General features: G+C 45.3%; 12 protein-coding genes. 10 read left to right on the top strand and 2 right to left on the bottom strand.

Features of this window, described 5'->3' with window-relative positions; all coding sequences use genetic code 11:
* The first annotated feature begins 71 nt into the window (after nucleotides 1-71).
* The 4 genes from CA598_RS18295 (at nucleotide 72) to CA598_RS18280 (ending at nucleotide 5,098) form a co-directional block, all read left to right on the top strand.
* Entirely contained in the window at nucleotides 72-1,343 is a 1,272-nt protein-coding gene (locus tag CA598_RS18295) for an extracellular solute-binding protein (RefSeq protein ID WP_094877400.1), read from the top strand.
* Between the two features lie 131 nt (nucleotides 1,344-1,474).
* Nucleotides 1,475-1,999 carry a hypothetical protein gene (locus CA598_RS18290; RefSeq protein ID WP_094877399.1) on the top strand — a complete coding sequence of 175 codons (525 nt, stop codon included), beginning with the start codon at nucleotides 1,475-1,477 and terminating at the stop codon, nucleotides 1,997-1,999.
* A gap of 296 nt (nucleotides 2,000-2,295) precedes the next feature.
* The gene (locus CA598_RS18285; RefSeq protein WP_094869507.1) at nucleotides 2,296-3,888 is read left to right on the top strand and encodes a sensor domain-containing diguanylate cyclase; all 1,593 of its coding nucleotides are present in this window, start codon (nucleotides 2,296-2,298) and stop codon (nucleotides 3,886-3,888) included.
* Between the two features lie 196 nt (nucleotides 3,889-4,084).
* Nucleotides 4,085-5,098, top strand: a complete 1,014-nt coding sequence (locus CA598_RS18280) for a LacI family DNA-binding transcriptional regulator (protein ID WP_256989775.1) — start codon at nucleotides 4,085-4,087, stop codon at nucleotides 5,096-5,098.
* A gap of 213 nt (nucleotides 5,099-5,311) precedes the next feature.
* Here the strand turns inward: CA598_RS18280 and CA598_RS18275 are convergent, their stop codons facing one another.
* Together CA598_RS18275 and CA598_RS18270 are read right to left on the bottom strand one after the other, a co-directional pair.
* Complete coding sequence (locus CA598_RS18275; RefSeq protein WP_094877398.1) at nucleotides 5,312-6,613, bottom strand: Gfo/Idh/MocA family protein; 1,302 nt, start codon at nucleotides 6,611-6,613, stop codon at nucleotides 5,312-5,314.
* Between the two features lie 25 nt (nucleotides 6,614-6,638).
* On the bottom strand, nucleotides 6,639-8,177 hold the full coding sequence (locus CA598_RS18270) for a glycoside hydrolase family 31 protein (RefSeq protein WP_094877397.1): 1,539 nt from the start codon (nucleotides 8,175-8,177) through the stop codon (nucleotides 6,639-6,641).
* 239 nt (nucleotides 8,178-8,416) lie between these two features.
* Here CA598_RS18270 and CA598_RS18265 point away from each other — a divergent pair, with 239 nt between their 5' ends.
* The 6 genes from CA598_RS18265 (at nucleotide 8,417) to CA598_RS18240 (ending at nucleotide 21,513) form a co-directional block, all read left to right on the top strand.
* Complete coding sequence (locus tag CA598_RS18265; RefSeq protein WP_094869503.1) at nucleotides 8,417-9,748, top strand: ABC transporter substrate-binding protein; 1,332 nt, start codon at nucleotides 8,417-8,419, stop codon at nucleotides 9,746-9,748.
* 80 nt (nucleotides 9,749-9,828) lie between these two features.
* The gene (locus CA598_RS18260) at nucleotides 9,829-10,698 is read left to right on the top strand and encodes a carbohydrate ABC transporter permease (RefSeq protein WP_094869502.1); all 870 of its coding nucleotides are present in this window, start codon (nucleotides 9,829-9,831) and stop codon (nucleotides 10,696-10,698) included.
* An 18-nt stretch (nucleotides 10,699-10,716) separates the two neighbouring features.
* Nucleotides 10,717-11,547 (top strand): carbohydrate ABC transporter permease, encoded by an 831-nt coding sequence (locus CA598_RS18255; protein ID WP_373455836.1) that lies wholly within the window; start codon nucleotides 10,717-10,719, stop codon nucleotides 11,545-11,547.
* Between the two features lie 70 nt (nucleotides 11,548-11,617).
* Nucleotides 11,618-18,106, top strand: a complete 6,489-nt coding sequence (locus CA598_RS18250) for an S-layer homology domain-containing protein (protein WP_094877396.1) — start codon at nucleotides 11,618-11,620, stop codon at nucleotides 18,104-18,106.
* Between the two features lie 142 nt (nucleotides 18,107-18,248).
* Complete coding sequence (locus CA598_RS18245) at nucleotides 18,249-19,808, top strand: ABC transporter substrate-binding protein (RefSeq protein ID WP_094877395.1); 1,560 nt, start codon at nucleotides 18,249-18,251, stop codon at nucleotides 19,806-19,808.
* Complete coding sequence (locus CA598_RS18240) at nucleotides 19,801-21,513, top strand: sensor histidine kinase (RefSeq protein WP_179281557.1); 1,713 nt, start codon at nucleotides 19,801-19,803, stop codon at nucleotides 21,511-21,513. Before CA598_RS18245 ends, CA598_RS18240 begins: the two co-directional genes overlap by 8 nt.
* Nucleotides 21,514-21,527: the final 14 nt, after the last annotated feature.

The raw sequence follows: 21,527 nt of genomic DNA, 5'->3' as shown, positions 1-21,527 counted from the left end.
CTTCGTGGAAGCTTCTGTAAACGCTTACGTATATTAGCCGAATTGGATTTAAACTAAAGGGGGTGAGTGAGATGAAAAATATGGGTCGGATGGTACCGGTTCTGCTACTGTGTCTGATCCTGCTGCCGGGCTGTGCGGATCTCTCTCCCGGGAATCAAAGCCTGCGGGAAAGTCCGGTACCTGTTGAAGTGTCCTTCTGGAATCCTTTTGGAGGCGGAGAAGGTGAATTCGTAGAGAAAATCATCAAGGATTATAATTCTTCCCAGGAAGAAGTATTTGTGAAGCAGCTCAGACTGGAATCTAACGAATATTATGCCAGGCTCAGCACTGCTCTGTCCTTCGGCAAAGGGCCGGATGTAGCCGTAGTCCATGCGGACCGGTTGTCGCCGTTTATTAAAGCCAAGCAAATCGTACCACTGAATGCTCTGGCGGAACAGGGCAGGTTCCAATTCAATAAAATCGGTGAACAGAACCTTCAGAGCGTCAGTTACGGCGGACAATATTATGCGGTACCGCTGGATACCCATTTTCATATGCTCTATTACAACAAGGATATACTGGCCAAGGCCGGATTGCTAACTCCCGAAGGAACGCCGAAGCTCGAAATGAACACCCCCGAAGGGTTCATCCGCTTGCTGCGGCAGATTGCTGCGCGGGTTCCGGGAGTACAGCCTATGGCGGTCAATACCCCTTATTTTCAGGAATCTTTCCTGGATCTGTATTATGAGTCAGGCGGGGAGCTGTTCAGTCCCGACATGAAACAAGCGGTGATTTATAATGAGAAGTCGGTGCGAGTCCTGACCTTCTACCAACAGCTGTTCGAAGAGGGATTAAGCGATCTGAATGACAATACGCCATGGGATTCCTTTTATAACGGCCAGGCTGGTTTGTGGTTTGGCGGGGTATGGGAAGCCGGGCATCATCTGAGCAATAATGCGCTTGACATAGGAATTATACCTATCCCGCCGATCTTCGGCAGCTCAGCCCACTGGGGAAGCTCACATACACTGGTTATTCCGGCTTACGTCAGCGAAGAAGAGCAGGAAGGCGCCATGGACTTCGTGAAGTACTTCTCGGAGGTTGGCGGTAAAATCTGGGGGGAAGCAGGTCATGTTCCGGCGAATCTTGATATCGCAGAGAGCCGGGCTTACCGGGAGCTGCCTTATCGGGATCGGTTTATTCAATCTAGGGATCAGGTGAAGTTTGCCCCCAAAACCGATAAATACGCGACGCTGTTCACGGCAATGTCTGAGGAGCTTCAGAATATTGTCCGGAACCGGATCGAGCCGGAAGCAGGACTGAAAGTGCTGGAGAAGAGTCTGAATCTAATTTTGGCGAATTAATAGTTGGTGAATGGCGCCGTGCCTTCTTAGTCTCGATTCAGTATCTTTAGGTTTCCATTCTTTTATCTGTTTTTTCAGTATATGGTATATTGAATTAAATGAAAAAATAACTAAAGGAAGGTTCTCGAATAATGAATTCAGATATTAACAATTTGGTTATCGTAACAGAAAAATTAGAGCAATTCGGCATTAACTATTCCTTGGGTGGGAGTGGTTTATTACTAAGTTTGGGTCTAATCAATTCCGTTCATGACTGGGATATTATGACTGACGCACCTAAAGTAACTGTCATAGATGCTCTACGAAACTTCAAAGTTGAGGAACTAAAGAGTGGGGATTATCCTTTCGGAAGTGAGTATAAACTATTAATTCACAAAAGAAACCCTCCGGTTGAAATATTAGGAAACTTCTCGATTCATTCTACTAAAGGGCTTTGTAAAATGCCAACAGTTCCGACTTTGAGTTGGAATAGTGTTCAAGTGTCTGCTCCTGAAGTATGGTTTGTTGCCTATGCTCTAATGAATCGTACGGATAAGGCAAACCTGCTATTCTCATTTTTGAAAAACAACGGAGCGAGGAATGAAATACTTAACAAACTAATGAAAGAGCCACTACCTGATGAATTATTGCACAACTTAAAGTCTCTTTTACATTAAGCGAAATGAAGGATTCCAATATGGAAAAAACTATTTCTCGAAGTGAATTTACTCATATTTATATTGAGCCAAACTTTTTAAGATCTTCAATAATCACGTATGAAAATACTCTTTTTCAGTGCTTGTCAATTCTTAAGTTCTGGAGAAGAGTTTTTTAATATGTAATATTTCATGAATCATCGTATATCGAATGGGACGTACAGTGGTGTGAGAGATTGGAGATCACTGTCGAATAACATCTTAATTTGTTGTATTATTGATTGAGCTAGTTTTCAAGATTCAAGGAGGGTTATAGTTTGCTTACACTGAGAAGAGCCGAGCCGCGTCAAAGTAAAAAGCTCAGTCTCACATCGCTGCTTACGGGCTTGGTTACGCTGGTGGTTCTACTAACCTCAAGCATTCTTCTGATCGGTTCTTACGAGTCCAAGAAACAATCATTGATGGAGACTACGCTCCATTTGAATTACTACAATGCTGACCGAATGACCAAGACAATGGATTCCTTATTTCAGTCCATGCGCAGCAGTTTGGAATACAGCGCTGCCACACTTTCCGAAGACGGTGGCTCAACGCCGAAGCAAGTAGATGATAATTTGGAACTGATGCGCAATAGTAGCAATTACTTCAATTCTATCGCCGTGGTCGATGCCGACGGGCTGGTCCGCAACGTAGTACCGACTAGTTTGGGGACAACAGGCGACCATATTACTTCTAAAGTCGGTTTGGAAGCTCTGGCGTTCAAAAAACCTTACATATCCTCCCCCTATATGACCCAAACCACCAAGAGACTAATCGTTTTTATGAGTCAGCCTATCTTCAGCAACAAGGGTGCATATCGCGGTATTTTGAGCGGCACATTTTATTTGCAGGAGAACAATATTTTGTCTATGATTTTTGGCGACAACAACGTGGACGATTCTGGTTCTTATTATTATATTGTGGATGCAAGCGGGCATCTGTTGTACCACCCTGATAAACAGCTTATTGGGAAGGATGTCAGCAGTAATAAGGTTGTGCAGAAACTTATGAAAGGGGAAAGCGGAGAACAGCAAGCGCGCAACACCCGCAGCATTGAAATGCTTGCCGGGTACTCCAGCGTTCCGGCCAACGGATGGGGGATTGTGGTCGTTTCGCCGATTAGTGTCATCCATCATCAACTGATGGGCCACCTTCGGACAATTCTCGGGTATTCGTTATTTCCCTTCATTATACTCCTGATGGGCGTCATTCTCGTAGCGCGCAAGTTGGCCCGGCCTTTTGTCTACCTGGCAAACCTGGTTAGCAGGATGGGCAAGGAAAAAATTGTATTACCAGAAGCAAAGCCGCAATGGAGCCGAGAGGCAGATCTGCTGACCAAGGCTGTGTTGCTTGCCGTGACGGATATTCAGAAGCAGACGGATCAACTGACCCAAGAAGCAGTGACCGATGCTCTGACCGGTTTATTGAACCGTAGATCGTTAGAGTATACGATGAACCAGTGGATTGCCGCAGGTCAACCGTTTTCGCTCATTGTGCTGGATGTAGACAAATTTAAACTGGTGAACGATACCTACGGCCATCTCATTGGCGACGAAGTGCTGAAACATGTAGCCAAAGTTATCGTTGCCTCGTTTCGCCCAGACGATGTTTGCTACCGCTACGGCGGCGAAGAGTTCGTCATCCTACTGGCCCACACTAGACCTGAGGAAGCTTTCAACGTAGCTGAAAGAGTCCGGCGGGCACTGGAACAAAGCGGGGGTCCAATCCCGACACAGGTTACGATCTCCCAGGGAATCGCCCATTATCCTTTTCATGCATTGGAGCGGGAGGGGCTGCTGGAGAAGGCCGATCAGGCGTTATACCTGGCAAAGAGCAGGGGAAGAAACCAGACGATGGTCGCTGATGTTTGAAATAATTGCTTGGCAGCACAGTGAAAACCTTGAGAAATCAAGTTTTTTTGTTTTATATGGAGCATGTAGAAGTTGAAATCCTGTAAAAAAATATTACTCTCAAGTATAGATTGAGGAGAAATTGACGAGATACAATAATAAAAGCTATAATTTCTTTAACGCGCAAAAAATTTCCTGAAGATAGGAGGGAGAGCAAATTAAACTAAAAGAAATTGCGAAAAAGGCAAACGTGTCAATTAGCACGGTGTCCAGGATCATGAACAATCAGGGGAATTTCAGCGAAGAGACACGCAGGAAAGTACTGGAAATTGTTAATGAACACCTAAAACCAGGTGTCGCTCCCTCCAAACTGGCAAACATATCTTATAATATAGTCGTCATCGTTCCAGGGAATAATGACTTCTTCGACAATGATCCGTCTACCTCTGCCGACTTAAATCATTTAAAGGAAGAATTTGAGGATTATGGTCATCAGATTCATATTGTGAAGCATAATACGGACTTGCAGTCCTCGCCAGCGTATAAGCTGTTAAGTGAGGAAAAAGTGGATGCAGCCATCATTTTTGATCCATTTGTTAATGACAAGGTGTTTGAAGAGTTTGAGAAACTCGGCATTCCGTATTTGCTTACGAATGGAAGAACCTATAAGATCGGTCATAACTATATTGACTATGATAACCGTAAAGGCGCTTATAATGTGATTCGATATCTGCATGAATTGGGGCATCAGAAAATTGGAATCATTGCCGGGCCTAAGCAACATCTGGTGAATTTAAACCGCCTGGACGGATGCAAAGATGCATTTCGCGATTTTAAAATGCCATGGTCCGACACTAATGTCCTAATGGGTGCATTTGATCCTGCACATGGATATGAGGCGGTGAAGCAATTGATGAGTGAGGATCCGTCCATAACCGCAATATTTACGTTTAACGACATCATTGCTTTTGGTGCGATGAAAGGATTGGCTGAGATGAACATCCGTATTCCAAAGGATGTCTCGTTAGTTGGTTTTGATGATTTAAAGCTATCGGAGTTTATGGTTCCGCCATTAACTACTGTCCGACGGTTTAGATACGATATTAGCTCTATCATTGTAAAAGTGCTGACCGAGCTGATTATGAACAAGAATATAGCGGAAGTCCAAATCAGCCTGAAGACAGAACTAATTGAGCGGGAATCATGCGCAAAAGTGGCAAATAGGGGGTAGAGGCAGGCACTCTACGCTCGATCTGAACTAGCCGTTCTTTAAATGACTACAATTTGAGGACGGCTATTTGGCGTGTCTAGAGCACACGAAAGTTGCGAAGTTGTTGCGCGAAAAATTGCCTTAAATTTTTATCCGAACGGAGGGGAACAAAGTTGGCGACGTGAAAGAAGACCGGCCTGCAGTTCTGCGAGCCGGTCTTCATAATATTACTTACTAGGATGTTTGAACATGTTGTGTGCCGTTTGGAGAGGTTGTTGTAAGAGATTGGCGGAAGAGCTTCATGTCTATAACGGCGCCCTCCCTTCGTCTCGATTCCTCAGCGGCGAAGGCCATGAGATGACTTTCCAGAGAGGCTTCCGCAGAAGTCAAGGTATTCATATATCTTTCATTTCGGAGGTCGGAAAGGAATTGTTGCATGATCCCATCGTCGCCTCCTTGATGACCACCGTCACTGGTTGGGGTATGAATGATAGACTGTGTCCCTGATGAAAATTCGAATAGATCGATACAGCCGCTTAGTAAATCACCGCGAATTTCCCCTTTGGTCCCCATGATTTGAATGGTGCGATTTATATCGCGCGTAAACCCGCACATGCTGAAAATCACGGTAACTCCATTCTCGAATTCCATATTTACCGTTTGATGATCCACTACATTATTATCCGTCCGATAGACACATTTGCCATAGGGACCATTCAATATCGCGTTCATTCTATTCGTTTCGGTAGGCGGATCTGTTATGAGTGCTGCAAAGTGATTTAATGTAGGGTCTTTCATATAAAAGCGTAATGCTGAATAAGGACAAGTGGATTCCACCTCGCACCCATCCGTACATCGGTTGGTTGATCCAGCAGGCGCATTTTCGACGCGAAAGTGGCCTAAAGAACCAAAGGAACTAACTCTCTTGCAATCTGCATCGGCAATCCAACGGATTAGATCCATGTCGTGACAAGACTTGGCCAGTATCATTGGACTTGAGTGTACATCATTCCTCCAATTACCTCTGACAAAGCTATGGGCATAATGGAGGTACCCCACGTTTTCGTTATGTTGAATGGACATTAGGTTTCCGATGAAACCTTCATGAATGAGTTGCTTTATTTTTTTCCAAAAAGGGATATACCTCGAGACATGACAGATTGAAAGCAACCGCCTTTCTTCACGTGCGATCCTCTCCATTTCAATGCACTCAATCGGGTTGTTGGACATAGGTTTTTCCAGAAGAACATGATATCCCTTCCTGAGAGCGGCAACTGTGGGCAGGTAATGATTCTGATCCTGTGTGCAGATAAGGAGCGCATCACAAAGCTTAGGCCCGTTCAATAGATCTTCCCATGATGAATAAATTTGCTCCGGGGTTAGGTTGAATGCTTCCGCAAATCGCGTTCTTCTCTCGTCGTTTGGTTCGGCAACTGCGACTACCTCCGTCTCGTGGGGAAACCTCTGGACATAAGGCATGTAGGATAAAAAACCTCTTGCTCCTGCCCCTATTACAGCTAATTTGATTTTTTTCATAGAATTATCTCCTGAATGTAAGTATTTAGATTTTTCGATACCATGGCAATCGGGAAAGCGGGGCATTCACTTCGACCTGAGCCGGGCCTTCAACGATGCTTCCGTCATCACCCAGCCATTGTCCGTCCGGGAATTGTATCCTTCTAGCTGTTTGACCTTTATTCATAACTGGGGCTACCAGAATGGTCTCGCCAACCATGAATTGATCTTGAATCGTATGGAAGCCTTGATGCGGAAAGACGAATTCCAGACTACGCAGAATTGGAAGCCCATCCTCTGCAGCTTGGCTGGCAAGCTCGGATAGCAGAGGCCCTAACTCTGATCGTATCCGTACGGCGTCCATACACCAGGACAATTCATCACCATTCAAAACCCGCCAGGGCGCCATAGAAAACTGCATCACGGGAAATAAAGTGGAGCATTGAACAAAACGGATAAAAAGTTCAGCATCAAAACGGAAATCGGGTGAATTAATGTCCCCATCCATTCCTCCGCCTACCATATCAGGGCAGTTGTAGGCATATCCCATCAGGCCCTGGGCAATAGCATTAGGGATAAGTCCGCCCAGCCCGGTCGTAGCATTCCATGTGTGCGTTTTATCGCGTTGTCGCTGAATGAGCGCCTGTCCCCCGAGTTTCCAGCACATGCGCAGTTCACTAAGCGCGTATCCGATTCCTAATCTGGCATATGACTCACAATCTTCCATTGGGCGAACAGGACGTGACCAAGCGATCTCTTTTGTAATGTCATCCATTAGGTCAGGTAATAGAGGTTCTCCTGCATCGAGTTTGAATCCGTCAACTCCATAATCTTCAATCAGCCTGTCTAACTGCTGCCTGAACCATGCCGAGCCTTCTGTGCTTGTATAGTCAACGATTGCGCTGTACCCGTTCCACCATCTCCTCAGGACAGGGGCACCATCAGCATGCTTCATCAAGATGCCGAGTTCCAGTAATTGACGGAATTTAAGGCTATCGGGACTTACATACGGGCACACCCAAAGCATGATCTTAAACCCTAATTCGTGTAAGGATTTGATCATTCTAGCAGGATCGGGGAATCGGTGTTTATCAAAGTCCCATGTTCCATAGTCTTGCATCCAATTATCGTCAATGATTAACACACCAGGGGGCATGCCATTTTTAATAATGGATTTTGCGTAATTGAGGAGCTTTTCCTGTGTCGGTTCGTAAAACATTTCCACCCAGGTACAATATTGCGGTGCCGTGAAGGCTAGTTTGTCAGGTGTAACGCCGGAAGGGGGGAAATGGTTTTTAGAGGCATGCTGGTACGCACCTTGAAGGGTTTCGTGTCCATCTTCAAGGCATAGCTTCTGTTTGTGATCGATGGTAAGACTGCTCTCTTTAAACGAAAAGGCAAACGGCTCTTCGCACCAAATATACCTTCCAAGATTAGAAATTAATAAGGGAGAAGCTTGATTATCATCCGTCAAACGTAAGTCACGTGTATGTGGCCGGTCGCCAAATGGCATTAAATGCCCTTCGTTTATAACACCTCCCCACCAGAACTCTCCGGTTTTTTGAGGTAATACAGTAATTGTCATCGCAGACACTCCAATCTAAGTTATGAAATAATTTGCGCAATTATTTACTAACATTATGGATTAATCTATATTTCAATGCAAACCTTTTTTATCTTAATATTTAGGCATCAAATCTTTAAAATGAGGCATTTAAAGGGGAGGTAAAATTGAATTAAAATCAATATGTAGGGAGGCAAAGTGATTCGTAGTGAGAATTTACGCAAATATTTGCCTAAATAACTAATTAGGGGGATGTCATTATGAAGAAAAGAAACAAGTTTTCATTTCTGTTTCTAACTGTCTTAACTGTTTTTGCTCTGGTCACAGCTGCCTGCAGCAGCAATACTAACAATACAGCAGATAATAGTCCGAAAAGCAATGCTGGTAATGCTGAGAAAGCGACTGATAAGCCTCAAAAAAACGTAACGCTTACCTATTCCATATGGGATAAAATTCAGCAACCGGCAATGGAAGCCATTGCAAAGGAGTTTACGGCAGAAAATCCAAATATCAAGATCAAGGTCGAAGTTATTCCGTGGGGTGATTATTGGACAAAGATGTCCGCTGCCGCTCCTGCCGGTACACTGCCTGATGTTTTCTGGATGCATGGTGGTCAATTTGTCAAATATGCAACAGGTAAATTCATTGAACCGATCACAAGCAAGATACAGGCTGGAGAAATTGATCTAAATAATTATGCGGCAGACCTTGCTTCCATATATACACTGAAGGGTGAAAATTACGGCATACCGAAGGATTTTGATACGATCGGTTTGGCGTACAACAAAGAGCTCTTCGACCAAGCTAAGATTCCCTATCCAGACGATACTTGGGATTATGCCAAGCTTGCCGAGGTTGCCAAGCAATTAAGTCAGCCTGATAAAGGCATCTATGGCTTTGGGGCGAAAATGGACACTCAGACCGGGTATTGGAACGATATGTTGGCTAATGGCGGGAGTATTTTATCGGCTGATATGAGTAAGTCAGGCTACGATGATCCGGCTTCCATTGAAGCTTTACAGGCCCGTTATCAAATGACTCTCGACGGCGCTTCTCCAACTCATCAGCAAATGACAGATACGGAAGCCACCGAAATGTTCAAGTCCGGCAGATTAGCGATGATTTTCGACGGATCCTGGCGGATCAGCGACATTGACAGCAGCGAAATTATTAAGGGCAAATGGGATTGGGCTAAATTGCCAAAGGGTAAAGTGAAACGAGCTAATATCATTAATGGTCTGGGCAATGTCATGTCCGCAAGTGGTAAAAACAAAGATGAGGCTTGGTTATTCCTCAAGTTCCTTGGATCTGAAAGAGCAGCGCAAATTACGGCTGAAATGGGTGCGGCTATACCGGCATTCAATGGCACTCAGGATGCGTGGCTAACTTCGAGACCTCACTTGAATCTGAAAATATTCACGGAACAGGTGGCTGATGCGACTCCGTATCCGAGCGGTTCGTTAGCTTACCCGGTATGGTTCGCGAAAGAGCCTGAGATTATGTCGCAAGCGTGGGGCGGAGCAATTTCGGTTGAGGAAGCTGCGAAGAAGGTCGCTGAGATGATGAATCAAGCGATAGAAGAAACGAAATAAGCCATTTATTTAAAATAAAGTGATTCAGGGAACGTTCTTGGAGATCAGGAACGTTCCCTGATGAATAGGGAGTGGTCAGATTGAATTCCAGAAGCAGATATGTATGGGCTTATTTCATGATCGCGCCGACTCTTCTAGGCACATTGGTTTTCTGGGGCTGGCCGGTTCTTCAATCGATTCTGCTGGGATTCCAGCAGTCGGAGAATTTCGGACTCGTTAATCATTGGGTTGGATTTGATAACTATGTGAAGTTATTTAGTGATGGAGAGTTTTGGCAGAATCTGCGCAACACTTTATACTATGTAGTTCTGTTTGTACCGATAACACTTGCCCTTTCTACTTTTTTTGCTGTATTGCTAAATACGAAGATTAAAGGATTATCCGTTTACCGGGTCGTTTTTTTCTTGCCTCAAGTCACAATGCCTGCAGCAGCAGCGATGGTTTGGGTCGTCTTGTTCGCTCAGGACTTCGGGCTCATCAACCATATATTGGGAACTCGTGTAGCCTGGTTGTCTAATCCCAATTATGCCATGTTTGTGTTGGTTATCGTTGGCGTGTGGGGGGCAATTGGCTTGAATATGCTGTTGATTCTTGCAGGTTTGCAAGGGATACCTAAATCACTCTATGAAGCTGCCGAGATTGATGGTGCCAAGAGAATGGGGAAGTTTCGCTATATTACACTTCCCATGCTGACACCAACACTTTTTTTCACGAGCATCATCCTTTTGATTGGAGCAACGCAAATTTTCGACTCCATCTATCTGATTATCGGGAAGACGAATGTAGCACTTCCATCCGTTCGTTCACTTGTTTATGCCTATTACCAAAACACTTTCGTTTATTTTAATCCTAATTATGGCGCAGCAATTATCAATGTATTGTTGTTTATTAACGTCATACTGACAGGGATCCAATTTGCTCTTCAAAAAAAATGGGTCGTCTACGACTAAGAAGGGGGGAAGACAGAAGTGCAGATCACATCAGCGCGGAAGATTAACTCGATTGTTCATGTCATTCTAATGATTAGCGCTATTGCTATGCTCGTTCCATTTATATGGATGGTGCTAACTTCGCTAAAGTCAACGACGGAAGCCACGCAAATTCCGATCCGTTATTTTCCGGAGGCCCCCAACTTAAGAGGATATATAGAGGCGATCAAGCAATCGGCATTTCCGCATTATTACTTAAATACAATTTTTACGGCATTAATGAAAACCGTGTTTCCAGTTATATTTAGTTCGATGGCGGCGTATGCCTTTGCACGGATTAGATTTCCAGGAAGCTCATTTCTTTTTGCATTGATTATATCGGTCATGATGGTGCCTAATCCTGTTTTCTATACGCCGCAATACATGATGATGAGTGACTTGGGCTTAGTCAATACGGTGACTGCCCTTTGGATTACCTCGCTGATCAGTCCTTTCGCAACTTTTCTTTTAAGGCAATTTTTCCTAACTATTTCTAAGGAATTGGAAGAAGCGGCAGTATTGGACGGCTGCAATCCATTTCAAATTTATTGGCATATCATGCTTCCTTTAGTCAAGTCTGCTTTAGTTGCGATTGTTATTATTCAATTGCAATGGGCATGGAATGAACTGCAATGGCCCCTTATCATTAACAGCTCACCTGAGAAGATGACTTTGTCATCGGGTATTGCGACGTTAGTCTCCATGTTCGGAACGGATTACCCGGTATTGATGGCAGGCGCCTTCATGGCAGTAGTTCCGATGATCGTCCTCTTTTTTATATTTCAAAAGCAGTTTATCGAAGGAATTGCATTCAGTGCGCATAAAGGATAAACCGACTGTTTCCATTTGGCATTCTGAAATCGTTCACACTGATTGATAACAGCGTTAACGAGGAGGTTCTATGAATCCATTATCTGTTCAATATACTAGGAAGGCATCATTTAAAGTATTGCTCATCGTATGCTTGTTACTGAGTACGTTCTTTGGGAATGCTGCAGGCACAGTCAATGCGGACCCGGAGCAGGCGCGTGTACCCTCTAATCCATATCCAAGCCCAGCAGTAGATAGTACACTAACCAAGCATGAATTGATGTATGCCCCAAGTCCGCTCGACAACCCGTTGAAAGGGTTCGCACCATTCTATCCTTGGGAAACGGAGACCTCATTCCCCCACAGCCTGGAATGGTATTATGTCCCTCTGAAAGCAGTGATGAACGGCCCTGATTCATATACATTTGATACCGGTATAGAGCCAGCGCTGAATGCGATTGCAGCAAGAGGGAATCAGGCAGCGATCAGGGTATATCTTGAATATCCGGGCAAAGAGGACGCAATACCGGATTTCATTCATGACAGTGGAGTGACAATGCGTCATAACGATACCTTTAACCAGATCGAGCCTGATTACGATGACCCTGCTATGGTAACTTATTTGACGAACTTTATCCGGGCTTTCGGTGCAAAGTATGACGGAGATTCGCGTATCGGATTTATTCATATGGGCCTCGTTGGGCTATGGGGAGAGTGGCATACTTACCCTTATGATGAGGATGAAGCGGATGGTTTGCCGAACTATATGCCTAATGCTGAAACCATCGGAACAATCTTCAATGCCTATGATTCTGCTTTCAATCAAACCAAGCTTGAGGTCCGGTATCCCGGCTTGCCGGGGGCATCGGAATTCAATATCGGATACCATGATGACTCTTTCGGGTATAGGGAAGGTGATCCGCTGCAGAGTGTAACCCAGCCGGAGAGTATGGGCGGAACCTATTACTCGTTTTTGACCAAAATGCTGGAAGCTGGTTCGGAAAATAAATGGATCACGCAATCTGTTGGCGGAGAAGTACGTCCGGAAATTCAGAACAGCTTCTTCAGCGGCGGCACTAATGTGGATAATGCAATGGATGATATTGAACTGACGCATGCAACTTGGATGATTAACCAAGGCGGTATCAGCAACTATAATGCCAATGATCCGGTCGTAGCCGCAGGCGTGAGAAAGATGGGCTACGATCTAAATGTGACGAGTGCCTACTATAATAATGTTGCCCAAGGTGCTCCGCTTAAGGTCGGAGTAGCCATTCAGAATAATGGCGTTGCTCCCTTCGCATATCCTTGGAAAGTAGAACTGGGAGTAAAGAATTTATCCGGGAAGCTTATTAAAGAGTGGGATACCTCATGGGATATGACAAAGGTCATGCCATTGCAAATCAGGACATATCCTGAATGGAATCTTCCTGGTGATCCACAGTACGCCCCATTCGGTGAACCCTATTATTTCGATACTTCTATTTCTGCTCCGGATTTGAATGATGGCTATTATTATTTAGTGATGAAGGTCGTTAATCCGTTAGAGGCCATTAGCAATAAGGCTAAAAAGGTGAGATTTGCGAATACGGATCAAGACACAGAAGGCTGGCTCAATTTGGGCCCCGTATTAATCGGGGAGAGTCATTCAACAACACCTCCGACTTCACCACCGCTGCCGCCAAAACGTCTGCTTGTGGATGATTATGATGGTACCCGGACGTGGTCCGGAAGCACCCAAAATGATCTGAATCAATGGACAGGTTCGAGCGGTTTCGCCAACGGGAACGGCGCTGGTGTTATCGAAGATGGCGCACTGGTCCTGCAGTATAAGAATATGTCACGGCTAGAAACCAACATCGGCCGGAATCTTTCAGATACGGGGAAACTGGTCATCCGCGTGAAGGGAGCTGCTGGCGGCGAGGAGAATCAGGTTAGTATCAGTATCGGCGGCGTAACAAAGACACTCGGCCAATTCAGTGGAGATACGATAACAACCAGCTATAAAGATATCGTTATCGACTTGGCTGCCCAGGGAGTGGATTTATCGCAGACGATCTGGAGTGTGGCGATAGCACAAGCTACTTGGGATACTACAGGTACCATATATATTGATGAAATCTACTTCACTGATAAGTATGACTCAGATGATGATCCCGGTACTGGACCTGGAACTGACCCTGGTACTAATCCGGGTAATGGTACAGAAACACCAGGACTGATTGAGAATTTCGAATCTTATGGGGATAATGCTGCTCTTGGGCAAGCTTGGACAGAAGCGTGGAGCGATATGCCAGGCTCGGTTACACGGGCGCTGGGCCAAGCGAGCGGAAGCAAAGTCCTCAAGCTTTCGGTCGCAATCCCGGATTCGGATTGGTCGAATATCATTCATGCCATCCCTGCGGAGCTAAGAGATTGGTCCGCTTATGACGGATTAAGCCTCTGGGTGGACAATACAACAACGGATAACAAGAATTTCAGCTTAAACGTTGCGCTGCAGACGCCTGTAGCGAATGGAGAGTTCGGGCTGAAAGATGGCGGGGCTGCCTTGAAGATGGCTGCGGATGGAAGCTGGCATTCAGCGGCATTTAATGGAGGCTCGCTTAATGTTCCGGCCGGATTCAAAGGCGTTGTAAGAATCCCGTGGGATCAATTCGTACAATCTGCTTGGCAGTGCGATGGTGTTCAGGCCGACTGCGCTGCTGTGCTGGATCCTAGTGAAGTAACCGGGCTTCAGTTCGGATATCCGCCAGCAGGATATGTTCATAACGTGATCACGATTGATGACATCAGACTCTATCGCGCTGATAAAGTATTGGAGGATTTCGAATCGTACACAGATGATGCCGCTCTGCAGAACGTTTGGAGAATAGACTGGGAATCCGGTGAACCTTCTACACTTCGCACGCTTGATAAGGTTCATTATTCGAATGGCAGTCAGGCGATGAAATTCTCTGTTACGCCTCCACCGGGCAAAGCTGCCTCCGACTGGGTCAATATCAAACGCGCAGCGTTTACCGGAACGGATTCGGATTGGTCGGCCTTTGATGGACTTACCTTCTGGATCAACCATACATCATCAAGCAATAAAAATATGGATTTGAATATCTCGCTTGTAACAGATGCGCCGAAAGGTGAGTTCTCGTTAAAAGCAGGAGGCGTCGTCAAACTCTACAATGCAGCAGAAGGCTGGAAGGCATCCACTCTTGGTGGAGGTTCCCTGTCGATTCCCCCAGGCTACACAGGAATGGTGAGAATCCCATGGAGCGCGTTTGCCCAGTCCGAGTGGCAAGGCTGCGTTGCCTGCGATGCATCGTTTGACGCAAGCAAGGTGCTGCAAATTCAGTTTGGTTTCGGTCCTGGCAATCAGGCTGATAATGTCCTCAGCATCGACCAGATTGGATTATATGCATTAGCGGGCAGAACAGGCGGATCTGGAGAAGGGCCGGAGAACCCTCCAGTTGATCATCCAAGTCAGCCAGATTGGGTAACATCGGCCGGAACTCATATCTTAAAGTATGCGCAGGCACCGGTTGATAATCCGCTCAAGGGGTTTCTGCCATTCTACGATGCTTCGGAGGAGGCTTATTTCAAAGTAGGCGATGATTGGAGAGATCGTCCTACACAGCTGCCTTACAGCTTGGAGTTCTTCTATTTGCCGCTTAGCAAGCTGATGAACAATCTGAATGACTTTGATTGGTCTGAGCTGGATAAACGGCTAGCAGCGGTAGCCTCCAGAGGTAATCAATCCGTGTTCAGGGTGTATTTGGACTACCCGAACAAACCTTCAGGTATACCGAAATTCCTGCTGGACGAAGGGCTGAAGACTTATGCTTATGATGAATTCGACAATGGCAAAGATGCCGCGAGCTTAGCGCCTGACTATAATGATGAGCGTTTACTGGGCGCTTTGGATAATTTCATTAACGCGCTTGGAAATCGTTATGACGGCGACCCGCGGATCGGATCGGTGATGATCGGATTAATTGGCTTCTGGGGCGAATGGCATACGTATCCGTATGACGGGAATCTGAAATCGCCTAACCTGATGCCAACCGATGCTAACCTGAAGCGTGTTCTTACCGCTATGGACAATGCCTTTGACCAAACACAGCTCGTCCTAAGATATCCGATGGACAACAGCACACTTAAGACCAGAAATTTCGATGTCGGTTATCATGATGATTCTTTTGCCTTCCAGACACTCCCGCCAAGCCTGGGCGGACAGGGCTGGCATTTCTGGGGCAGAGTGAATGACGCAGGAGTGACTGAGTTCTGGAAGAACAACGTTATGGGCGGCGAGATGAGACCGGAAATTCAGGTGAAGATGTGGAATAATGATCCGCCAAAATACAATGAACCGTCAACTCCGATCGAAGGGGCGCAGGGAGAGGATTATTACACCAGCCTGGGCTTGACCCATGCATCCTGGCTGATTGCCCAGGGGATATTCCAGACTCCGTTGGATGCTGCATCTTTGGCGAGAGCCACTGAAGGTTCACGCAGGATGGGATATGAATATTATGTGCCCACCGCTTATCTGGACGCTTCAGATGGAAAGCTGAAAGTGGGAGTAGAGCTTGAGAACAAAGGAATAGCGCCGTTCTACTACAACTGGAAGGTAGAGCTTGCAGCCAAATCAGGAAATGACATCATTAAAATCTGGAATCCGGATTGGGATCTGAAAGACATTCTTCCGAATACGAATGGATTTGATAACAACAAGCTGTTTGTATCGGCTGATAATCCGCAATTAGGTAATGGAAGCTATGAAATATTGTTACGCTATGTGAATCCACTTGAGGAAATTAATGCTGATGCCAAAACATTCCGCTTCGCAAATGCTGAGATGGGTGAAAGCGGCTGGCTGAGCTTGGGCAGCGTAGATGTAGCGAATAGTTCTGCCCAAACCGCAGTAAGGGTTACAGGCTTAACGGCGAATACGCCGGAGCAGTTGCAATTGGCTCCAGGTGCAAGCAAGAAGCTTGAGCTCAGTGTAGTTCCGGCAGAAGCTAGTAATTCAAGGGTCGTATGGTCATCGGCAGATCCTAAAGTTGCTTATGTATCCGCCGCAGGCCTGGTCACAGCAGTAGGTGTCGGCCAAACCGTTATTACGGCGAAGTCTTCCGACGGCAATTTAGAAAAGCAATTTAAGCTGACGGTTACAGCGGATACGAACCCGCCTGCTGGAGGCGAACCGACGCCGACACCTGAACCGACTTCGACACCAGCCACATCAACACCGCCGCCAGCAGCGACATCAGCAGTACCTGTATCTGCGACGCCAGTTCCTGCAACACCAGCACCCGTAATCCAGAATAATGGAATCATTCTGGAGCTGGATGGGGCAACGTTTAAACGGACAACGAATAAGGATGGTGTAAGCGAAACAATAGCAGCCATTGATGTGAAGAAGCTACAGGATGCCTTCCAAGCCCTTCAGAACAATCCGGCTGCAGCCAAATCAGGATCAGTAATCATTAAACTGAAGAGTGACGGCGGAAGTGTGAAGGTTAACATTCCATCCTCTGCGTTTGCAGGTGTGGTGGATGAATTGCCGGAAGCATCCGTTGTGATTCAGACGGATTTCGGAAGCTACAAGGTTCCGGTCAAAGTTCTGGGAGTAGCGGCATTAGCGGCGAAGCTTGGCGTTAGCCCTGCAGATATGACCATAAGTATAGTTATAGACCGGGTTTCAGGCAGCACAGCAGAGCTATTGTCTGAGCAGGCCGGCAAAGAAGGTCTGACCTTGCTCACTCCAGCATTCGATTACAAAATCATTGCGCAAGTAAACGGTCTGTCGATTGAGCTGGACAGCTTCGGCAGCACCTATGTCGAACGCACCCTTACTCTTCCGGGCTCAATTGATCCGAAGAAAACCACTGCACTCCTGTTCAGTCCGGATACAACGGCATTCAGCTTTGTTCCAGCCCTACTGCTGGATAATGGCGGGATTACCGAAGCTGTAATCAAACGGAACGGGAATAGTATTTATACGGTAGCTTCGAGCACTAAGACGTTCGCTGATCTACAAAGCCACTGGGCAAAAGCGGACATCGAACTAATGGCCTCTAAGCGGATTATAAACGGTGTTGGAGTTAACAGCTTTTCACCAGATAATCCGGTAACCCGCGCAGAGTTCGCGGCCATTCTCGTCCGTTCCTTGGGACTTAATTCTCTAGGTAAGGTAGCCGGCTTTAAGGACGTATCTACAGGAGACTGGTATGCGGGGGCACTTGCAGCCTCGGCTGAGGCAGGAATCATTGAAGGCTTCAGTGATGGTTCATTTAGACCGGGTGAAGAAATCACCCGTGAACAAATGGCTGTTATGCTGTCCAGAGCGCTGGATTATGTGAACAAATCCGTCCCGGCGAGTGATGGGATTGACACTATTCTCAGGAAATATACAGATAACGGTTCAGTCAGTTCTTGGGCAAAACATCCGGTAGCCGCCTTGCTCACAGCTCAAATCATCCAGGGGAAATCTGCAACAATAATCGATCCAACTGCCCATGCAAGCCGGGCAGAAGCTGCTGTCATGATTAAACGGCTGCTGCAGTATGTCCAATTTTTAAACTGAATAGTTGAGTGAAATACAGGAGCACATGATATGAAATTCATGTGCTCCTGTTCCAACTCAGAGGTATATACATATTGTATCCGCTTTCATATATTTAGTGTAGACTAGCAATGAGGCTCTATGGTGAAGGAGGTAGCGGTTCATGAAGAAGCCCGCTGTCACTATTATAATTGCGATCTTTTTTCTATCCATAATCTATATGTTGTACAGCGAATACTTCCGCCCGGACGTATCCGGTCCGCAAGGTTTACAGAATGCTATTGAAGTAAATGAGCTGACGTCAGATGCGCCGGCACCCTTCGTCACCTTAAAGGTGATTATGCCTGGCGATTTGTCGGCACGTATGGGTGATTTCGTTGAAAATGAATTGAATGAGAGGCTTAAAAAAGATTTAAATATGAAGCTTGAGTTGACTTATATTCCATGGTCTAATTATCAGCAAAAACTGGAGCTGGCCTTATCTACTGGAGAAAAATATGATCTGTTCTGGTATGGCGCACCCTTCGTCACTGTCTATAAAGGTTATATTCAACCTTTAGATGAGCTTCTGAATCGATATGGACAGGATCTTATTGAACATATTCCCGAAGAAAACTTCAAGCAGAACGTGATTGATGGCAAGCTTTGGGCGATACCGTCTCAGGCATTTACCTCTGCGGGGAAATTCTCTTCAGTCATGGTCCGCCAGGATTTACTGGAGAAGGTCGGTATGTCAGAAATTAAGACAATTGCTGATTTAGAACTGTTTTATGAAAGAATGCAGCTGATAGATCCAAGCTATTATGGCTATCTGGAAACAGACCGAGGACATGAAATGTTGTGGCGTGAATTGACAGATCGAAACTACTCTTCATTGGATGAGCGGCTGTTATTTATGGTTGATGAGGATTCTGGAGAAATTTTGAGTTATGTAGAGTCTGATTTATACAAAAAAGTAGTTCATTTACGAGAATCATGGGTGAAGATGGGGATCATTGATAAGAATTTGGTGGGTAATCCGGCAGCGAAGATCGATCAGGAGAATGCTGGTAAGCTTCTTTTCCGGGTAGGTGCAGTCTCGAGGGCGATGGAGAACCTGCAAACGGTACGGAATGCCGATCCAAATGCGAGGCTCCGTGAGTATTATCTTGCTAAGGAGAAACCAAAGTTTATCACTACCCCAAGTAACGAAGCCTTTATGATTACGGCCGCAGCGGAAAATCCTGAACGCGCAATGATGTTTATGAATTGGATTCTGCAAACCCAAGAGAATTATAATTTTATTATTTATGGAGTAGAGGGAAAGGATTATGAACTGGAAAAAGGTAAAATCAAGCAATTAACCAACGACCAACTGATGTACGAATGGATGTGGCGAAATAAGGATTATTTTATCGCACCTGCCAGTGTAGAGGACGATATTATTCATGACATGCTCAAGAATGACGAGAACTCCCGCATTTCCAAACTATTCGGATTTCATTTCAATGAGGCGTCTGTCAAGAATGAGATAGCGCAGGTAATGGCTGTTTATAAGGAAAAATTCGAGCCAATTAATTTTGGATTAGCCAATTATGAAGAATATTATCAAGATGCAATTACAGATCTTAAGAAGGCAGGTTTTGACATTGTCTTTACCGAACTGAAGAAGCAGTTCTCGGAATTTGAGCGAGGGCATTTAGATGCTGAACGCGGATTTGAGAGGACGATTGACCATGAGTAGATTCAGCATATTCACAAAACTAATTGCCACTTTGTTGATTTTACTTATCCCGATCCTGCTCCTGTTTGCAGTGTCGAATCGAACAAGCAAGGATGTACTGACGGAGGAAATTATTAAGGTAAAGCAATATCAGATTGAAACGTTCGCTAATCAGTTGGATCAGTTGTTTTTCCGGCTGGATACCTATAAGAAAATGCTGTATGAAAGTACAGATGTACGAAATTTGGCATATCCTGATTTGCTTGATGATGTTCTGGATAAATACAGAACCAACCGAACTGTCTCTGAAGAGATAAACCGTCTTGCCGGTTATGGAGACTGGAAAGCAGTGATCGCAGTCCTCTATCCTCGTACCGGAATTGTCATCAAAAGTAACTCCAGCTTGAATGCACTCCCAAAAGTACTTCCTGCGCAGGATACATTTTGGCAATACTATTCCGATTCTAATGAGGATTATTTCCTAGGGATATTGTCTTATCCCGAAAAATCAGCGGAGTCAGGCGAGGCGCATATGAGAGTCGTGCTTAAATTTGGTGTAGCAGAATTGCGGAGAGCTCTATCTGAATTTAAAACGAATGGTTCGGGAGATCCGTTTCTGTACCATCCAGGAATGGATCCTATTTATAATTATTCCGTAAATGTTAATCAAATTGATGAATTTCTTCCCCGGCTTGGAGAGATCGACCACTCGTTGGAAAGTGGATACATGCTGCTAAAATCCGATAAGACGAGGTTTCAGGTTCATTATCAAAAACTGGAATCATTAGGGTGGTATCTTGTTGATTATGTACCTATCAGTGATATTATGGCACCTATCAGCCGGAACCAGACTATGTTTTATGTGATAAGCGGTATGCTTCTGTTTATGGGGGCATATCTTGCCTTTGTGATGTACCGGAATATTCAAATTCCATTCCGAAAACTGTTCAAGAACATGAACTTGATCGAGAAGGGCATCTATTCCGTAAGAATGTCGGACAAACCTGAAGGGGAATATCGGTTGTTGTATGAAAAATTCAACTCCATGGCGTCAAAAATAGAGGAACTGATCGAGGATGTGTACAAAGAGCAACTCCGGTCAAAGGATGCGACGCTTAAGCAGCTGCAATCGCAGATCAATCCGCACTTTCTATACAATACCCTTGCTTATATCAAAAGTATGATTGAGTTAAATGAAGACAAGGCAGCGGTTTCGATGACTATGAATTTGAGCAAGTACTATCGTTACACGACTAAAACGGGGAATAAGATGGTACGGCTGAAAGAAGAGCTGGATTTGATTCATTTTTATCTGGAAATACATTGTATGTTAAGAGATGATTTTGAATTTCATATTGAGGTTGAGCCGCAGATGGAAGACTTGGAAGTTCCACGGTTAATTGTTCAGCCGCTTGTCGAAAATGTAATCCTTCATTCGTTCAATAATCATTCCGACTATGGAATGATTCATATCCGCGTGTGGAGAGAGGAAGGCATGAATCATGTATCCGTTGAGGATACGGGCACAGGAATTGATTATTTAGTGATCGAATCTATCAGAATGAAGATTCAGTCCACTAACGAAGAAATAGAATCCGGACTCAAAAATGTCCATCAACGCCTGCGTTTGATGTATGGCGGTGACTCAGGCGTGCTGCTCAGTCAATCGAAGCTAGGTGGACTTTGCGTAGAATTATGTTGGAGCAGTAGGGAAGGTGAGTCTTAACCTAAGGAGGGGGA

It is taken from the genome of Paenibacillus sp. VTT E-133291 (assembly GCF_002264395.1).
GTDB classification, from domain to species: Bacteria; Bacillota; Bacilli; order Paenibacillales; family Paenibacillaceae; genus Paenibacillus_AQ; species Paenibacillus_AQ nitricinens.
The sequence above is the reverse complement of the archived record's forward strand: the minus strand, read 5'-3'. Positions and strand labels throughout refer to the sequence as shown.